Origin of the sequence: Klebsiella sp. JN_Kp127 (genome assembly GCF_040062505.1) — a bacterium.
GTDB classification, from domain to species: Bacteria; Pseudomonadota; Gammaproteobacteria; order Enterobacterales; family Enterobacteriaceae; genus Klebsiella; species Klebsiella quasipneumoniae.
On the sequence record NZ_JBEAHS010000004.1, the window covers coordinates 47,893 to 64,158 of the forward strand.

General features: G+C 58.0%; 17 protein-coding genes. 9 read left to right on the forward strand and 8 right to left on the reverse strand.

Annotated features, from left to right (window positions below; all coding sequences use genetic code 11):
• Positions 1-23: 23 nt before the first annotated feature.
• Both ABLV04_RS02850 and ABLV04_RS02855 read right to left on the reverse strand, forming a co-directional pair.
• On the reverse strand, positions 24-1,160 hold the full coding sequence (locus ABLV04_RS02850) for an HlyD family secretion protein (protein WP_023291343.1): 1,137 nt from the start codon (positions 1,158-1,160) through the stop codon (positions 24-26).
• Positions 1,161-1,163: 3 nt separating this feature from the next.
• A complete protein-coding gene (locus ABLV04_RS02855; protein ID WP_032454354.1) occupies positions 1,164-1,532 on the reverse strand; it encodes a DUF3302 domain-containing protein in 369 nt (122 codons plus the stop codon).
• A gap of 538 nt (positions 1,533-2,070) precedes the next feature.
• Here ABLV04_RS02855 and mtlA point away from each other — a divergent pair.
• The 3 genes from mtlA (at position 2,071) to mtlR (ending at position 5,823) form a co-directional block, all read left to right on the forward strand.
• Positions 2,071-3,978, forward strand: a complete 1,908-nt coding sequence (mtlA, locus tag ABLV04_RS02860) for a PTS mannitol transporter subunit IICBA (RefSeq protein WP_023291345.1) — start codon at positions 2,071-2,073, stop codon at positions 3,976-3,978.
• Positions 3,979-4,078: 100 nt separating this feature from the next.
• On the forward strand, positions 4,079-5,227 hold the full coding sequence (mtlD, locus tag ABLV04_RS02865; RefSeq protein ID WP_023291346.1) for a mannitol-1-phosphate 5-dehydrogenase: 1,149 nt from the start codon (positions 4,079-4,081) through the stop codon (positions 5,225-5,227).
• Positions 5,227-5,823: a mannitol operon repressor MtlR gene (gene mtlR, locus ABLV04_RS02870; protein WP_002922401.1), complete on the forward strand. Its 597-nt coding sequence runs from the start codon at positions 5,227-5,229 to the stop codon at positions 5,821-5,823. Before mtlD ends, mtlR begins: the two co-directional genes overlap by 1 nt.
• Here the strand turns inward: mtlR and ABLV04_RS02875 are convergent.
• Positions 5,812-6,036, reverse strand: a complete 225-nt coding sequence (locus ABLV04_RS02875; RefSeq protein WP_044525039.1) for a hypothetical protein — start codon at positions 6,034-6,036, stop codon at positions 5,812-5,814. The genes mtlR and ABLV04_RS02875 overlap by 12 nt on opposite strands.
• 272 nt (positions 6,037-6,308) lie before the next feature.
• Between ABLV04_RS02875 and ABLV04_RS02880 the strand changes: the two genes are divergently transcribed.
• From ABLV04_RS02880 to trmL, 5 genes are all read left to right on the forward strand, one after another.
• Positions 6,309-6,671, forward strand: a complete 363-nt coding sequence (locus ABLV04_RS02880) for a YibL family ribosome-associated protein (protein ID WP_002922410.1) — start codon at positions 6,309-6,311, stop codon at positions 6,669-6,671.
• 281 nt (positions 6,672-6,952) lie between these two features.
• On the forward strand, positions 6,953-8,608 hold the full coding sequence (gene lldP / locus ABLV04_RS02885) for an L-lactate permease (protein ID WP_044525040.1): 1,656 nt from the start codon (positions 6,953-6,955) through the stop codon (positions 8,606-8,608).
• Positions 8,605-9,378, forward strand: a complete 774-nt coding sequence (gene lldR / locus ABLV04_RS02890) for a transcriptional regulator LldR (protein WP_004205041.1) — start codon at positions 8,605-8,607, stop codon at positions 9,376-9,378. The genes lldP and lldR overlap by 4 nt, the downstream gene beginning before the upstream one ends.
• Positions 9,378-10,562, forward strand: coding sequence for an FMN-dependent L-lactate dehydrogenase LldD (gene lldD / locus ABLV04_RS02895; RefSeq protein WP_004205042.1), 1,185 nt, complete (start codon positions 9,378-9,380; stop codon positions 10,560-10,562). Before lldR ends, lldD begins: the two co-directional genes overlap by 1 nt.
• Before the next feature lie 104 nt (positions 10,563-10,666).
• Entirely contained in the window at positions 10,667-11,140 is a 474-nt protein-coding gene (trmL, locus tag ABLV04_RS02900) for a tRNA (uridine(34)/cytosine(34)/5-carboxymethylaminomethyluridine(34)-2'-O)-methyltransferase TrmL (RefSeq protein ID WP_023291348.1), read from the forward strand.
• A gap of 101 nt (positions 11,141-11,241) precedes the next feature.
• Here the strand turns inward: trmL and cysE are convergent, their stop codons facing one another.
• From cysE to ABLV04_RS02925, 5 genes are all read right to left on the reverse strand, one after another.
• The gene (gene cysE / locus ABLV04_RS02905) at positions 11,242-12,063 is read right to left on the reverse strand and encodes a serine O-acetyltransferase (RefSeq protein ID WP_002922426.1); all 822 of its coding nucleotides are present in this window, start codon (positions 12,061-12,063) and stop codon (positions 11,242-11,244) included.
• Positions 12,064-12,136: 73 nt separating this feature from the next.
• The gene (gpsA, locus tag ABLV04_RS02910) at positions 12,137-13,156 is read right to left on the reverse strand and encodes an NAD(P)H-dependent glycerol-3-phosphate dehydrogenase (RefSeq protein WP_004205045.1); all 1,020 of its coding nucleotides are present in this window, start codon (positions 13,154-13,156) and stop codon (positions 12,137-12,139) included.
• Positions 13,156-13,623, reverse strand: coding sequence for a protein-export chaperone SecB (gene secB, locus ABLV04_RS02915; RefSeq protein ID WP_002922428.1), 468 nt, complete (start codon positions 13,621-13,623; stop codon positions 13,156-13,158). The genes gpsA and secB overlap by 1 nt, the downstream gene beginning before the upstream one ends.
• Positions 13,624-13,683: 60 nt before the next feature.
• Positions 13,684-13,935 (reverse strand): glutaredoxin 3, encoded by a 252-nt coding sequence (grxC, locus tag ABLV04_RS02920; RefSeq protein ID WP_002922429.1) that lies wholly within the window; start codon positions 13,933-13,935, stop codon positions 13,684-13,686.
• 104 nt (positions 13,936-14,039) lie between these two features.
• On the reverse strand, positions 14,040-14,471 hold the full coding sequence (locus ABLV04_RS02925) for a rhodanese-like domain-containing protein (RefSeq protein WP_023291350.1): 432 nt from the start codon (positions 14,469-14,471) through the stop codon (positions 14,040-14,042).
• A gap of 245 nt (positions 14,472-14,716) precedes the next feature.
• Here ABLV04_RS02925 and gpmM point away from each other — a divergent pair, with 245 nt between their 5' ends.
• A complete protein-coding gene (gpmM, locus tag ABLV04_RS02930; protein WP_023291351.1) occupies positions 14,717-16,261 on the forward strand; it encodes a 2,3-bisphosphoglycerate-independent phosphoglycerate mutase in 1,545 nt (514 codons plus the stop codon).
• Positions 16,262-16,266: the final 5 nt, after the last annotated feature.

A 16,266-nucleotide genomic window follows, 5' to 3' on the forward strand; every position in this document is an offset into this window, starting at 1 on the left:
CGCTCAACCTGCCGCCGATCGCATTAATGGTCGAGATAGAGGTAGTGCATCCAGCTGGTCATGCGCAGCAGCACTTTACGCATCACCGAAACGTGGGCGAAATGGTCGGAGTAGACCGCCACCTGAGCGTAGATGCCATCGGGTAGCGCATCAATTTCGGCATTCGGATCGAGCTCGATGGTCGCCAGCACGCCATCGCTGCCCGGCGTTACGGTCAGCGACTGCAACGCCCCCTGCGCCTGATAGGTCCCCCCGGGCACCACCGGTAAAATGCTCACCAGTTTACCGTGGAACACCTGTCCGGGCAGGGCATTAAACACCGCTTCCGCGTCGTCGCCCTTCTCCAGCCTTAACAGCGAATTTTGCCTGAACTGGGCGACGATCAGCCGTTTTTGCTCGGGGATAAACACCATCACCGGCCGTAGCGGCAGCGAGGCGGCGTAGGTCCCCGGACGGATCAACACCTGAGTGATATACCCATCGCTGGGCGCCCGCACGGTGGTCTGATCGAGATTATATTTCGCCTCCGCCAGCTGGGCGCGCAGGCTGGCCACTTGCGACTGTTCGCCGTTGATCATGCTATCCAGCTGGCTCTGGATCTGCGCCTGCTCCGCCACCGACGCCTTGACCAGCGCGTCCTGGGCCAGATAATTCTGCCTGGCGTTATCGATGTCGCTTTCCGAGAACGGATTCACCCGCGCCTGGCTCCCTTTCAGGTAGCGCTGATAGTCCTTGTATAAGCGATCGCGTTCCGCCGACACGCGGGTGGTGTTGGCCTGGGCTTCAGAGAGCTGCGCCTTGAGGGTGTTAATACTGTGCAGCGCTGTCACCAGGTCGGCCTGCAGGCGATCGACCCGCGCCTGGTAGCGCGCCGGGTCAATGGTAAATAACACCTCGCCCTTTTCGACGCGCTGATTCGCTTTGTCGGTGACGCTGCTGACGACCCCGGTCACCTGCGGCGTAATAGGAATAGATATTACCGCCTTTTGCGCCAGAAAGGTGTAAGGGTGGTTATAGTTCATTAATAAAATAAGCGCGCTAACAATAAATACGCCCCCCAGCGCCGCGGTGGGAACCGTCCATTTATTAACCGGTATTTTGAAGATTTTAAATATCGACCAGGCGATGGCCACGTAGGTCAAAATGATCAACAGATCCATAGTTTATTTCTCCGCCGCAGCGGTGGACTGTGGCCGCTGGATGGCCGCCACCTGATGTTCAAGGTCGCTCAGTCGTTGGCGAAGCTGTTGTATATCCGTCTCTTTTTCAGGTTCGTCGGGATCCGTATTCGCCTTATGCTGCATGCCCCAACCGCGCTCAGGCTGGTACAGCGTGGCCCATATCCATAAAAACGGCCAGATGACGTGGAGAGTAAAAAGACTGACCCATCCGGCGACATGAATAGCATCGGAATGGGGGTGGTTGCGTTTTTTGGCAATCAAATAAGGAATATCGTGAATAATGATAATTCCATAAAAAATGACCAGAAAAACGAAGATCAGAACGCCCAGCGCAAAATAATTGAGAAACATAATTCCCTCGGCTTTACGCTAATAATTTATATGAATTTTAATCACGGCCCACTGATATCCGGACCGCTGATTTGAGCATAATTCACCCCTTTCATTTTTGCCATCCGGCGGAAAAAAGTTATTTAACAAACATGGTTGCTTAGTTACAGCGCCGCCTCGCCCTGGCCGCAAAACCGGGCCGAGATCACAGCGGTAAAAATCCACCGTGAAATTCTTTGTGATCAAAATCACAAACAAACAACAAAAACACGAAACAAAATTGTGACAAATATCACACAAAAACGCAGATTAGCGGCAAAAACGGCGGTCTGTTGTTTTTTTACACAGCTATTATGTGATCGCAATCACTACAAAACCCGCTCCGCCCCCTATATTCATGTGATCTAACTCACACTTAAGGGCGCTGGCTGGACAGCTAAACGATTCAGTGCCAGATTTCGCACTATCAATCAGGGCCCGGCTACCTCTGCCGCCACATTAACAACAAACCTCGGGCTTTTAGCCTGCGCGATACGCAAAACAGAAGAAGGGGTGTTTTATGTCATCCGATATCAAGATCAAAGTGCAAAGCTTTGGTCGTTTTCTCAGCAATATGGTGATGCCGAATATCGGCGCGTTTATCGCGTGGGGTATCATCACCGCGCTTTTCATTCCGACAGGGTGGTTGCCAAACGAAACGCTGGCGAAGCTGGTCGGTCCGATGATCACCTACCTGCTGCCGCTGCTGATCGGTTACACCGGCGGTAAATTAGTCGGCGGCGAACGTGGCGGCGTGGTCGGGGCGATCACCACCATGGGCGTTATCGTCGGCGCGGATATGCCGATGTTCCTCGGCTCCATGATCGCCGGCCCGCTGGGCGGCTACTGCATCAAGAAATTCGATAACTGGGTAGACGGTAAGATCAAATCCGGTTTTGAAATGCTGGTGAATAACTTCTCCGCCGGCATCATCGGGATGATCCTCGCCATTCTCGCCTTCCTCGGCATCGGCCCGGCGGTAGAAGTTCTGTCGAAAATTCTGGCGGCTGGCGTTAACTTCATGGTGGCGCACGACATGCTGCCGCTGGCGTCTATCTTCGTGGAACCGGCAAAAATCCTGTTCCTCAATAACGCCATCAACCACGGTATCTTCTCGCCGCTGGGTATTCAGCAGTCCCACGAGCTGGGTAAATCCATCTTCTTCCTGATTGAAGCTAACCCGGGTCCGGGGATGGGCGTTCTGCTGGCGTACATGTTCTTTGGCCGCGGCAGCGCTAAACAGTCTGCAGGCGGGGCGGCTATCATCCACTTCCTGGGGGGTATCCATGAAATCTACTTCCCGTACGTGCTGATGAACCCACGTCTGATCCTGGCCGTTATCCTCGGCGGGATGACCGGTGTCTTCACCCTGACCATCCTCAACGGCGGTCTGGTCTCTCCGGCTTCCCCGGGCTCTATCCTGGCGGTGCTGGCGATGACGCCGAAAGGGGCCTACTTCGCGAACATCGCAGCCATTATCGCCGCGATGGCGGTCTCCTTCGTCGTCTCTGCGGTTCTGCTCAAGACCAGCAAAGTCAAAGAAGAAGACGATATCGAAGCCGCGACCCGTCGTATGCATGACATGAAAGCGGAATCCAAAGGCGCCAACCCGCTGGCGGCTGGCAATGTCACCAACGACCTGAGCCATGTGCGTAAAATCATCGTCGCCTGCGACGCCGGGATGGGCTCCAGCGCCATGGGCGCCGGGGTACTGCGCAAGAAAGTGCAGGATGCCGGCCTGAGCAACATCTCGGTCACCAACAGCGCCATCAATAACCTGCCGCCGGATGTTGACCTGGTGATCACCCACCGCGACCTGACCGAGCGCGCCATGCGCCAGGTACCGCAGGCGCAGCATATTTCGCTGACCAACTTCCTCGACAGCGGTCTGTACACCAGCCTGACCGAGCGTCTGGTGGCGGCCCAGCGCCACATCGACAACGAAGTTAAAGTCACCGATAGCCTGAAAGACAGCTTTGATGATACGGACAAAAACCTGTTCAAGCTGGGTGCGGATAACATCTTCCTCGGTCGCAAAGCGGCCACCAAAGAAGAAGCCATTCGCTTCGCCGGCGAGCAGCTGGTGAAAGGCGGCTACGTCGAGCCGGAATATGTGCAGGCGATGCTGGACCGCGAAAAACTGACCTCGACCTATCTCGGCGAGTCCATCGCGGTGCCGCACGGCACCATCGAAGCGAAAGACCGCGTGCTGAAAACCGGCGTCGTCTTCTGCCAGTACCCGGAAGGGGTGCGCTTTGGGGAAGATGAAGACGATGTTGCCCGCCTGGTGATCGGCATCGCCGCCCGCAACAACGAGCACATTCAGGTGATTACCAGCCTGACCAATGCGCTGGATGACGAAACGGTGATTGAGCGCCTGGCGAAAACCACCAGCGTCGACGACGTACTGGCGCTGCTGAATAAATAATCAGCGCTATCCAACCCTCTCCTTTGGGAGAGGGTTGGGGTGAGGGAAAAAGCCTCACCCCAGCCCTCTCAGGTAAAAACATTAATTGAAGGTTAATACTATGAAAGCATTACATTTTGGCGCAGGTAATATCGGACGTGGCTTTATCGGTAAACTGCTGGCCGACGCGGGCATCGACCTGACGTTTGCCGATGTCAATCAGACCGTACTTGATGCCCTGAATGCCCGTCATAGCTACCAGGTTCACGTCGTTGGCGAAAATGAGCAGGTGGATACCGTCTCCGGCGTGAATGCCGTCAGCAGCATTGGCGACGAGGTAGTGGAGTTGATCGCCAGCGTCGACCTGGTGACCACCGCCGTCGGTCCCGTCGTTCTTGAGCGCATCGCCCCGGCCATCGCCAAAGGGCTGGCGAAGCGCAAGGCGCAGGGCACCGAACGCCCGCTGAACATTATCGCCTGCGAAAACATGGTGCGCGGCACCACGCAGTTAAAAGGCCACGTATTTAACGCCCTGGCGGAGGAAGATAAGGCCTGGGTGGAAACCCATATCGGCTTCGTCGACTCCGCCGTTGACCGTATTGTGCCGCCATCGGCGTCCGCTACCCATGACCCGCTGGAAGTCACCGTGGAAACCTTCAGCGAATGGATCGTCGATAAAACCCAGTTCAAGGGCGAACTGCCGACCATCCCGGGAATGGAATTAACTGATAACCTGATGGCATTTGTCGAACGCAAGCTCTTCACCTTGAACACCGGGCATGCTATAACCGCCTACCTCGGAAAACTGGCGGGCCACCAGACGATTCGCGACGCGATCCTCGACGAGAAAATTCGGGCCGTCGTGCAGGGCGCGATGGAGGAGAGCGGCGCGGTGCTGATCAAACGCTACGCCTTTGACCCGCAGAAGCACGCGGCTTACATCCAGAAAATTCTTGGCCGTTTCGAGAACCCGTACCTGAAAGACGATGTCGAGCGCGTAGGCCGTCAGCCGCTGCGCAAACTGAGCGCCGGCGACCGTTTAATTAAGCCGCTGCTGGGTACGCTGGAATACGGCCTGCCGCACCGCAATCTGGTGAAAGGGATTGCGGCGGCGATGCATTTCCGTAGCGAAGACGATCCGCAGGCGCAGGAGCTGGCGACACTGATCGCCGACAAAGGGCCGCAGGCCGCGCTGGCGCAGATTTCCGGCCTTGACGCGGCAAGCGATGTCGTCGCGGAGGCCGTTAACGACTATAACGCGGTAAAATGATGCACAACCTGGCGCGGCCGACGTCGCGCCCATTACGACTCCTGTCAGATATGCAGGCAATGATGGAAGAAACACAAGCATTTGAAAACCGTGTGCTTGAGCGTCTGAATGCTGGCAAAACCGTACGAAGCTTCCTGATCGCCACCGTCGAGCTGTTAACGGAAGCGGTCAATATTCTGGTGCTTCAGGTGTTCCGTAAAGACGACTACGCGGTGAAATACGCCGTCGAGCCCTTGCTGGAGGGCAGCGGGCCGCTCGGCGATCTCTCAGTACGCCTGAAGCTGATTTATGGCCTTGGGGTGATAAGTCGTGCCGAATATGAAGACGCCGAGCTGCTGATGGCCCTGCGCGAAGAGCTTAATCACGACGGCAATGAGTACAGCTTTACCGACGACGAAATTATCGGTCCGTTCGGCGAACTGCACTGCGTCGCCGCCCTGCCGCCAACGCCGCAGTTTGATGACAGCGACGCCGAACTGCTGGCAATGCAGAAACTGCGTTACCAGCAGATGGTGCGTTCAACGATGGTGTTGTCCCTGACTGAGCTGATTTCACGAATCAGCTTAAAAAAAGCCTTCCAGAAATCAACGCTCTGATTCCGGCGCCGTCTGGTCGCAGGTCGGCCGGTAAAGCTGACGATAATATTCCAGACGCTGCAGAAACAACGCTTCCTTATCCTGAGGGATATCTCGCGGTACATGCTGCAGCCGCGGAGACTTTTTCAAATACTCCATAAACGCCTGACTGGAAGCCATAAAATCAACCGCTTTGTCGATTAAACGTGGTACGCCGTCGCCGATCTTTGCCATCACGTCCTCCTTTTGGGAATAATCTGATTAAGCATTAGCCAATTCACCGGCGTGGGTTAAGGAAAACGTGCTTATCTGCCGACAGGCTTCACAGAAATGAAATTAGCGCGGGTATCGGAAGGAATAATTATAAAATTCAAATTATTAGCAGATTAAGGTATTGTATTCTGACGGCGATAAACGGCGAATTTTTGATAAATAGCTATCAACAATAGCGGTCACGGCACATACTATAGGCGAATGAAGCCCCTTTATTAACAGATCAAATCACCATGAAAGAAGTCGAAAAGAATGAAATCAAACGTCTGAGCGATCGTCTCGACGCCATCCGCCACCAGCAGGCCGAGCTGTCGCTGGTGGAAGCTGCCGATAAATACGCGGAGCTGGAGAAAGAAAAAGCCACTCTGGAAACGGAGATTGAACGTCTGCGTTCCGTCCAGAGCCAGAAGCTGAGCAAAGAGGCGCAGAAGCTGATGAGCCTGCCGTTCCGCCGCGCGATTACCAAAAAAGAGCAGGCCGATATGGGTAAGCTGAAGAAAAGCGTCCGCGGCCTGGTGGTCGTCCATCCGATGACCGCCCTGGGCCGGGAAATGGGCCTGAAAGAGATGACCGGTTTCGCCCGCAGCGAATTCTGATCCCCAGCCCTCTCCGTTCGGAGAGGGTTATTCTGTCCTTCCCCCCCCTTTTTCGTTCCCTGCCCGGCCGATTGGTCCAACCAATAATTTTATCTACCCCCGGCAGTTCACAAATCCATCAAAATACATCACAAACCCGTTGCCTAAGAGTAACATCTGGTTAACCATTCGTTGTCATCAACCCTGCTATCCCTAATTGGCCGGGCCAATTTTACCTACGACGGGTCGGCAAAGAGCGCAGACTCAGCCCACCCGTCCTGGCGGCCCGATGGAGACCCTGCATGAATCTCTGGCAACAAAACTACGATCCCGCCGGTAATATCTGGTTATCCAGTCTTATCGCATCGCTACCGATTCTGTTTTTCTTTTTTGCGCTGATAAAGCTCAAACTGAAAGGCTATCTCGCCGCTACCTGGACCGTTGCGATCGCCCTGGCCGTCGCATTGCTGTTCTATAAAATGCCGGTGGACCGCGCCCTGGCCTCGGTGGTGTATGGCTTCTTCTACGGACTGTGGCCCATCGCCTGGATTATTATTGCCGCAGTCTTCGTCTATAAAATCTCGGTGAAGACCGGACAGTTCGACATTATCCGCTCGTCGATCCTGTCGATTACGCCTGACCAGCGCCTGCAGATGCTGATCGTCGGCTTCTCGTTCGGCGCCTTTCTCGAAGGGGCGGCGGGATTTGGCGCGCCGGTGGCGATTACCGCGGCGCTGCTGGTCGGCCTCGGGTTTAACCCGCTGTATGCCGCAGGCCTGTGCCTGATCGTCAACACCGCGCCGGTGGCCTTCGGCGCGATGGGCATCCCGATCCTGGTAGCCGGTCAGGTGACCGGTATCGACAGCTTCGCCATCGGCCAGATGGTGGGTCGCCAGCTGCCGTTCCTGACCATTATCGTGCTGTTCTGGATCATGGCGATTATGGACGGCTGGCGGGGCATCAAAGAGACCTGGCCGGCGGTGATGGTCGCAGGCGGCTCGTTCGCTATCGCCCAGTACCTCAGCTCTAACTTCCTTGGCCCGGAGCTGCCGGACATCATCTCATCGCTGGTCTCCCTGGTCTGCCTGACCCTGTTCCTCAAACGCTGGCAGCCGGTGCGCATCTTCCGCTTTGGCGATATCGGCGCCTCGCAGGTGGATATGACGCTGGCCCGCACGCGCTACACCGCGGGACAAGTGATCCGCGCCTGGTCGCCGTTCCTGTTCCTGACCGCCACCGTGACCCTGTGGAGCGTGCCGCCGTTCAAAGCGCTGTTCGCACCGGGCGGCGCGATGTATGACTTCGTCATCAATATTTCGGTGCCGTTCCTCGACAAAATGGTCGCCCGCATGCCGCCGGTGGTCAGCGCCGCGACGCCTTACGCCGCCATCTATAAGTTTGACTGGCTGTCGGCAACCGGCACCGCCATTCTGTTCGCCGCCCTGCTGTCCATCGTCTGGCTGCGCATGAAGCCGAAAGACGCGCTGACCACCTTCGCCGGAACGCTGAAGGACCTGGCGCTGCCGATCTACTCTATCGGCATGGTGCTGGCGTTCGCCTTTATCTCCAACTACTCCGGGCTGTCGTCGACCCTGGCCCTGGCGCTGGCCCATACCGGCCACGCGTTTACTTTCTTCTCGCCGTTCCTGGGCTGGCTGGGGGTATTCCTGACCGGTTCGGACACCTCGTCTAACGCCCTGTTCGCCGCGCTGCAGGCAACGGCGGCGCAGCAGATTGGCGTCTCCGATATCCTGCTGGTCGCGGCCAATACCACCGGCGGCGTCACCGGCAAGATGATTTCCCCGCAGTCGATCGCCATCGCCTGCGCCGCGGTAGGCCTGGTGGGTAAAGAGTCGGATCTGTTCCGCTTTACCGTCAAACACAGCCTGATCTTCACCTGCATGGTGGGTCTGATCACTACGCTGCAGGCCTACGTTTTAACCTGGATGATACCGTGATAGTGATGCCTAAACGCCTGGCCGACGACGTGGCGCGTCGCGTCCGGGCGCTGATTGAAGAACAACAGCTGGAGGCGGGCATGCGACTGCCCGCCGAGCGCCAGCTCGCCGCTCAGCTCGGCGTCTCGCGCAATTCCCTGCGCGAAGCGCTGGCGATGCTGGTCAATGAAGGGGTGCTGCTGAGCCGTCGCGGCGGCGGCACTTTCGTCCGCTTTCAGCATGAGCCGTGGTCGGAGCAAAACATCGTCCAGCCGCTGAAGACGCTGCTGGCCGATGACCCTGACTACAGCTTCGACATCCTCGAGGCCCGCCACGCCATCGAAGCCAGCACCGCGTGGCACGCGGCGATGCGGGCCACCGACGCCGATAAAGAAAAAATTCGCCTGTGCTTTGAAGCGACCCAGAGCGAAGACCCGGATATCGCCTCGCAGGCGGACGTCCGCTTTCATCTGGCCATCGCCGAAGCCTCGCATAACGTGGTGCTCCTGCAAACCATGCGCGGCTTTTTCGACCTGCTGCACTCCTCCGTCAAGCAGAGCCGTCAGCGGATGTATCTGGTGCCGCCGGTTTTTGCCCGCCTGACCGAACAGCACCAGGCCGTCATGGAGGCGATTGTCGCCGGCGACGCCGAGGCGGCGCGCCAGGCGATGATGGCCCACTTAGGTTTTGTCCACGCCACCATTAAACGTTTTGATGAAGACCAGGCCCGCCAGGCGCGAATTACCCGCCTGCCCGGCGATGCTATTGATAATTCCAGGGAGAATTCGTGATGATTATTTCCGCCGCCAGCGACTATCGCGCCGCCGCCCAGCGTATCCTGCCGCCGTTCCTGTTCCACTATATCGACGGCGGGGCTTACGCCGAACATACCCTGCGCCGCAACGTCGAGGACCTTTCCGACGTGGCGCTGCGCCAGCGTATTCTGCGCAATATGTCGGACCTGAGCCTCGAGACCACCCTCTTCAACGAGAAGCTGGCGATGCCGACGGCGCTGGCGCCGGTGGGGCTGTGCGGAATGTACGCCCGCCGCGGCGAAGTGCAGGCCGCTGGCGCAGCGGATGACAAAGGCATTCCGTTTACCCTCTCCACCGTTTCCGTCTGTCCGATCGAAGAGGTCGCCCCGACCATCAAGCGGCCAATGTGGTTCCAGCTGTATGTTCTGCGCGACCGCGGCTTTATGCGTAATGCGCTGGAGCGCGCGAAGGCGGCGGGTTGTTCAACACTGGTCTTTACCGTCGATATGCCGACTCCCGGCGCCCGCTACCGCGACGCCCATTCCGGCATGAGCGGCCCGAACGCCGCCCTGCGCCGCTACTGGCAGGCGGTCACCCATCCGCAGTGGGCATGGGACGTTGGCCTCAACGGCCGTCCGCACGATCTGGGGAATATCTCCGCCTATCTTGGCCAGCCGACCGGCCTGGAGGATTACATCGGCTGGCTGGCGAATAACTTCGATCCGTCGATTTCATGGAAAGACCTCGAGTGGATCCGTGATTTCTGGGACGGACCGATGGTGATCAAAGGGATCCTCGACCCGGAGGACGCCCGCGACGCGGTGCGCTTCGGCGCCGACGGCATTGTGGTCTCCAACCACGGCGGCCGCCAGCTTGACGGCGTGCTCTCCTCCGCCCGCGCCCTGCCGGCGATTGCCGACGCGGTGAAAGGCGACATTACCATTCTCGCCGACAGCGGCATCCGCAACGGTCTCGACGTCGTGCGAATGATCGCCCTGGGCGCCGACAGCGTACTGCTGGGCCGCGCTTACCTGTACGCCCTGGCGACCCATGGCAAGCAGGGGGTGGCGAATCTGCTGAATCTGATCGAGAAAGAGATGAAGGTGGCGATGACCCTGACCGGCGCAAAAACCATCGCGGACATTAGCCGTGATTCGCTGGTGCAGAACGCGGAGGCGCTGCAGACCTTCGATGCGCTGAAGCAGCATAACGCGGCATAAGCTGCGCCGTTTTGCTCTCCCCCGGCCCTCACCCTCAGGGAGAGGGGCGGGGTGAGGGTTGACCAAATATCTGCTATTCTGCCCCCCGCAATTAAGGGGGCAGTATGCTGAACATCGTGTTATTCGAACCAGAGATCCCGCCGAACACCGGGAATATTATCCGCCTGTGCGCCAACACGGGCTTCAGTCTGCATATCATTGAGCCCATGGGATTCACCTGGGACGATAAGCGCCTGAGACGCGCCGGACTGGACTATCACGAGTTCACCGCCGTGCAGCGCCACGCCGATTACGCGGCGTTTATCGCCAGTGCGCAGCCGCAGCGTCTGTTCGCCCTGACCACCAAAGGTACGCCGGCGCACAGCGCGGTGAGCTATCAGGATGGCGATTTCTTGATGTTTGGTCCGGAAACCCGCGGTCTGCCGGCCAGCATCCTTGATGCCCTGCCGCCGGAGCAGAAAATTCGGATTCCGATGATGCCGGACAGCCGCAGCATGAACCTGTCAAACGCGGTGTCGGTGGTGGTGTACGAGGCCTGGCGGCAGCTGGGGTATCCAGGCGCCGTGCTGCGCAGCTAACTGACCCCTTCCCGGATGGCGGCGCACCGCGCCTTATCCGGGCGACATGCTGGCGGGGAGAGACCGTAGGCCCGGTAAGCGCAGCGCCACCGGGCAAGACGTTAAATCCCGTCGCCGTACTCGAAAGTGTGGTGGATGCCGTTGAAATGCTGATCCATATCCATCGCCGGCTTGTCGCTCTCCGGCTTGCCGACGATACGCGCCGGCACGCCTGCGGCGGTGGTGTGCGGCGGAACCGGCTGCAATACCACCGAACCGGCGCCAATCTTCGCCCCACGCCCGACTTCGATATTGCCGAGGATTTTCGCCCCGGCGCCAATCATCACGCCTTCGCGAATTTTCGGGTGACGGTCGCCGCTGGTTTTACCGGTACCGCCGAGGGTGACCGACTGCAGTATAGAGACGTCATCCTCAATCACCGCCGTTTCGCCAACCACAATACCGGTGGCGTGGTCGAGCATAATCCCGCGGCCGATTTTCGCCGCCGGGTGGATATCCACCTGGAAAGAGACGGACACCTGGTTTTGCAGGAAAATCGCCAGCGCACGCCGGCCCTGAGTCCACAGCCAGTGGCCGATACGATAGGCCTGCAGGGCATGGAAACCCTTCAGATAGAGCAACGGCGTCGAGTATTTATCCACCGCCGGGTCACGCGTGCGCACCGCCTGAATATCGCAGGCCGCCGAGGCGATCATTTCCGGGTCGGCGGCGTAGGCTTCTTCCACCACTTCGCGAATGGCGATAGCCGGCATAATCGGGGAAGCCAGCTTGTTGGCCAGCATATAGCTCAGCGCGCTGCCCAGATTTTCATGCTTGAGTAGCGTTGCGTGGTAAAAACTGGCGAGCATTGGCTCACAGTCCGCCAGAGCCCGGGCTTCGGCTTTAATATTATTCCAGACGATATCCAGTTCTTCACACGGCATTGCATACTCCAGGCGATATGGTAATGACCTGCCAGTTCTGCGCTGGCAGGGTCATTCAGGTGACAAAGGAAAGCTAATTGCTGCTGCGCTCGTCCTTGCGGGCGCGACCCAATAAGGTCAATGCTGCCTCGCGCGCAATTTTTCCGCAATACAATACCTGATAAATTTCCTCGGTTATTGGCATTTCGACACCTAAACGCTGTGCCAGAACGCGAACTTCCTTGGTATTGCGGTAGCCTTCAACCACCTGGCCAATCTTTTCCTGGGCGCTTTGCACGTCCATCCCCTGGCCGAGCATCATGCCGAAGCGACGGTTACGGGACTGGTTGTCAGTGCAGGTGAGCACCAGGTCACCGAGACCGGCCATGCCCATAAAGGTTTCCGGGTCGGCGCCCAGCGCCGCGCCAAGGCGAGACATTTCCACCAGGCCACGGGTAATCAGCGCAGTCCGCGCATTGGCGCCGAAGCCGATGCCGTCCGACATCCCCGCTCCGATGGCGATGACGTTTTTCACCGCGCCGCCGAGCTGGACGCCGATAAAGTCCGGATTGATGTAGACGCGGAAGCTCTTGCCGCAGTGCAGCAGGTGCTGCAGATCCTCGGCAAACTGCGGATCCGTCGCCGCCAGCGAAATCGCCGTCGGCAGGCCGGCGGCCAGCTCTTTGGCGAAGGTTGGCCCGGAGATCACCGCCAGCGGGATATCATCGCCCAGCGCTTCACGCGCCACGTCCTGCAGCAGACGACCGGTTTCGGCCTCGAGGCCTTTGGTCGCCCATACCAGACGCGCGTCAGGACGCATCAGCGGTTTAATCTGGCGTAACACCTGACCAAACACATGGCTTGGCACCACCACCAGAATATCGCGGCTGGCGGCCAGGGCGGTGGCCAGGTCGCTTTCAAGATGCAGCGTATCCGGGAAAGGCACATCGGGAAGGAACGCGGCGTTGCAGCGATCGTGTTGCAGCGTCGCGATATGTTTCGGGTCATGGCCCCAGAGCACAACGTGGTGGCCATTTCTTGCCAGGGTGATGGCAAGAGCGGTGCCGTAAGAGCCGGCACCGATCACAGTCATTGCAGCATTAAGTGCGTTCATCAGGCATCCTGATGTTGTTCTGCACCTTCGCCAGCCTGCTGCTGCAGATAGTTCATAAACAGCGCATCGAAGTTCACTGGCGCAAGGTTAAGTTGCGGGAAGGTACCGCGGGAAACCAGGCTGGTGATGCACTCGCGCGCGTACGGGAACAGAATGTTCGGGCAGTATGCGCCAAGGCAGTGCGCCATCTGGGTGCCTTCGATGCCGTCGATGGAGAAAATACCGCCCTGCTGTACTTCGCAGAGGAACGCGGTCTCTTCGCCCAGCGCGGCGGTCACGGTTACACGCAGCACCACTTCATAAACGCCTTCAGCCAGTTGGGTGGAGGCGGTATCCAGATCAAGTTTAACTTCCGGCTGCCAGTCTTTCTGGAAAACTTGCGGCGCGTTCGGCGCTTCAAAAGAGATATCTTTAGTATAGATACGCTGGATCTGGAAGGTCATTTCGGTGCTGTTTTGTTCTGACATAGTAAAACCCTTTCGTGTTGTCCTTAAATACGCGCTTCCGGCAGGGAAAGCGCGCAAAAATTAGCGCAAGAGGGGATCAAGTCCACCACGTGAATCAAGCGCATACAAGTCGTCACAGCCGCCAATGTGCTGCGCATCAATAAAAATCTGCGGAACCGTCGTCCGTCCGCTGCGCTGGATCATCTCCTCACGCTTCGCGGCATCGCCATCGATCGGCAACTCATGGAACGTTACGCCTTTGCTGTTCAGCAGCGCTTTCGCGCGGATGCAGAACGGGCAGGTCGCTTTGGTGTAGATCTCAATATTGGCCATGACTTCACTCCTGTTATTACCCTGAGGGTTTTACGCCGCAGCCTGTGTTCCCCTCACGTCAGGCGCGAAGGGGAAAACGCGGCGGCATCACCACGCGAGGTAAGTTATTTGCCGCGTACCAGAGGGAGGTTTTCGCCGCTCCAGCCAGCAATGCCCTCTTTCAGTACAAAGACTTTTTCAAACCCGGCTTTGTTCAGCGCGCTGGCTGGCTCTTGCGCCTGCATGCCGGAACCGTCTACCACAATAATGGGTTGCGATTTGTGTTTTTCCAACTCGCCGACGTTATTCGCTTTGATATCGCTGGGCAGCAGGTTGATGGCGCCGGCAATATGGCCTTTACGGAAATCGTCACGCTGACGCAGGTCGACCACCACCGCGTCTTCTTTATTGATAAGACGCGTCGCTTCACCACGGGTGATGACTTTAACTTTCGACATCAGGCCCTTGAAGGTGGTGAACAGCACCGCCCCCAGCAGCGCGATCCACGCGATGCTCAGAACAGGGTGACGGCCGATGAATTGCATAATTTCTTGCATGGGGGGTTACAACTCCCGACTAAGTGAGAAAAAAACCAGGAAAGGAGTATACCTGTGCCTTGCGGCAATTACAGCCAGTGAGCGCGATGTAATGTATTTTCTGCGGGCGGCGGCGAAAAAAAGCCGTTCTCGCTGACGCGCCGCGGCCCGGCCGCTCCCTTTCTTTGATCTTTCACGGGGATTTAAACGATTCAGCTGTAGTAAAATTACGCAAAATTTCTGTCTTTGAGCATGAGGTTGTCGCAATGTCGGTTACTAAAAAACCTATGGTACTGGTGATTCTGGATGGCTACGGCTATCGCGAAGACCAACAGGATAACGCCATTTACAGCGCTAAAACGCCGGTAATGGACGCCCTGTGGGCCAAACGTCCGCATACCCTGATCGATGCATCCGGCCTGGAAGTTGGCCTGCCGGACCGTCAGATGGGGAACTCCGAAGTGGGCCACGTCAACCTGGGCGCCGGTCGTATCGTCTATCAGGACCTGACCCGTCTCGATGTGGAAATTAAAGAGCGCACCTTCTTCGCCAACCCGGTACTGACCGCCGCGGTCGATAAAGCGGTTGCCGCGGGTAAAGCGGTACATATCATGGGTCTGATGTCGCCGGGCGGCGTTCACAGCCATGAAGATCACATCATGGCGATGGTGGAGCTGGCGGCAGAGCGCGGCGCAGAGAAGATCTACCTGCACGCTTTCCTCGACGGTCGTGACACCCCACCGCGCAGCGCGGAAAAAACGCTGGCAAAATTCGAAGCCAAATTTGCCGCGCTGGGCAAGGGCCGCATCGCGTCGCTCATTGGCCGCTACTACGCCATGGACCGCGATAACCGCTGGGATCGCGTTGAGCAGGCTTACGATCTGATGACGCTGGCGAAAGGCGAATTCCAGGCCGATACCGCCGTCGCCGGCCTGCAGGCTGCCTACGCCCGTGACGAAAACGACGAGTTCGTGAAAGCGACCGTGATCCGCGCCGCCGGCCAGGCCGACGCCGCGATGGAAGATGGCGATGCGCTGATCTTCATGAACTTCCGTGCTGACCGCGCACGCGAAATCACCCGCGCCTTCGTCAACGCCGACTTCGACGGCTTTGCGCGTAAGAAAGTGGTTAACCTCGACTTCGTGATGCTCACCGAATATGCCGCCGACATCAAAGTGGCCTGCGCCTACCCGCCCGCCTCGCTGGCCAATACCTTCGGCGAGTGGATGGCGAAGCACGATAAAACCCAGCTGCGCATCTCCGAAACCGAGAAATACGCCCACGTCACCTTCTTCTTCAACGGCGGCGTAGAAGAGCCGTTCAAAGGCGAAGAGCGGATTCTGATTAACTCGCCGAAAGTGGCGACCTACGATCTGCAGCCGGAAATGAGCTCCGCCGAGCTGACCGAAAAACTGGTCGCGGCCATCAAAGGCGGCCAGTACGACACTATCATCTGTAACTACCCGAACGGCGATATGGTTGGCCATACCGGCGTGATGGAAGCGGCAGTGAAAGCCGTTGAAGCGCTGGATCACTGTATCGATCAGGTGGCGCAGGCGGTGGAATCCGTTGGCGGCCAGCTGCTGATCACCGCCGACCACGGTAACGCCGAACAGATGCGCGACCCGGCCACCGGTCAGGCGCACACCGCCCACACTAACCTGCCGGTTCCGCTGATCTACGTCGGTAACAAAGCGGTCAAAGCGGTCAATGGCGGCAAACTTTCCGACATCGCCCCGACCATGCTGTCGCTGATGGGAATGGAAATCCCGCAAGAGATGACTGGCAAGCCGCTGTTCATCGTGGAATAATCCTT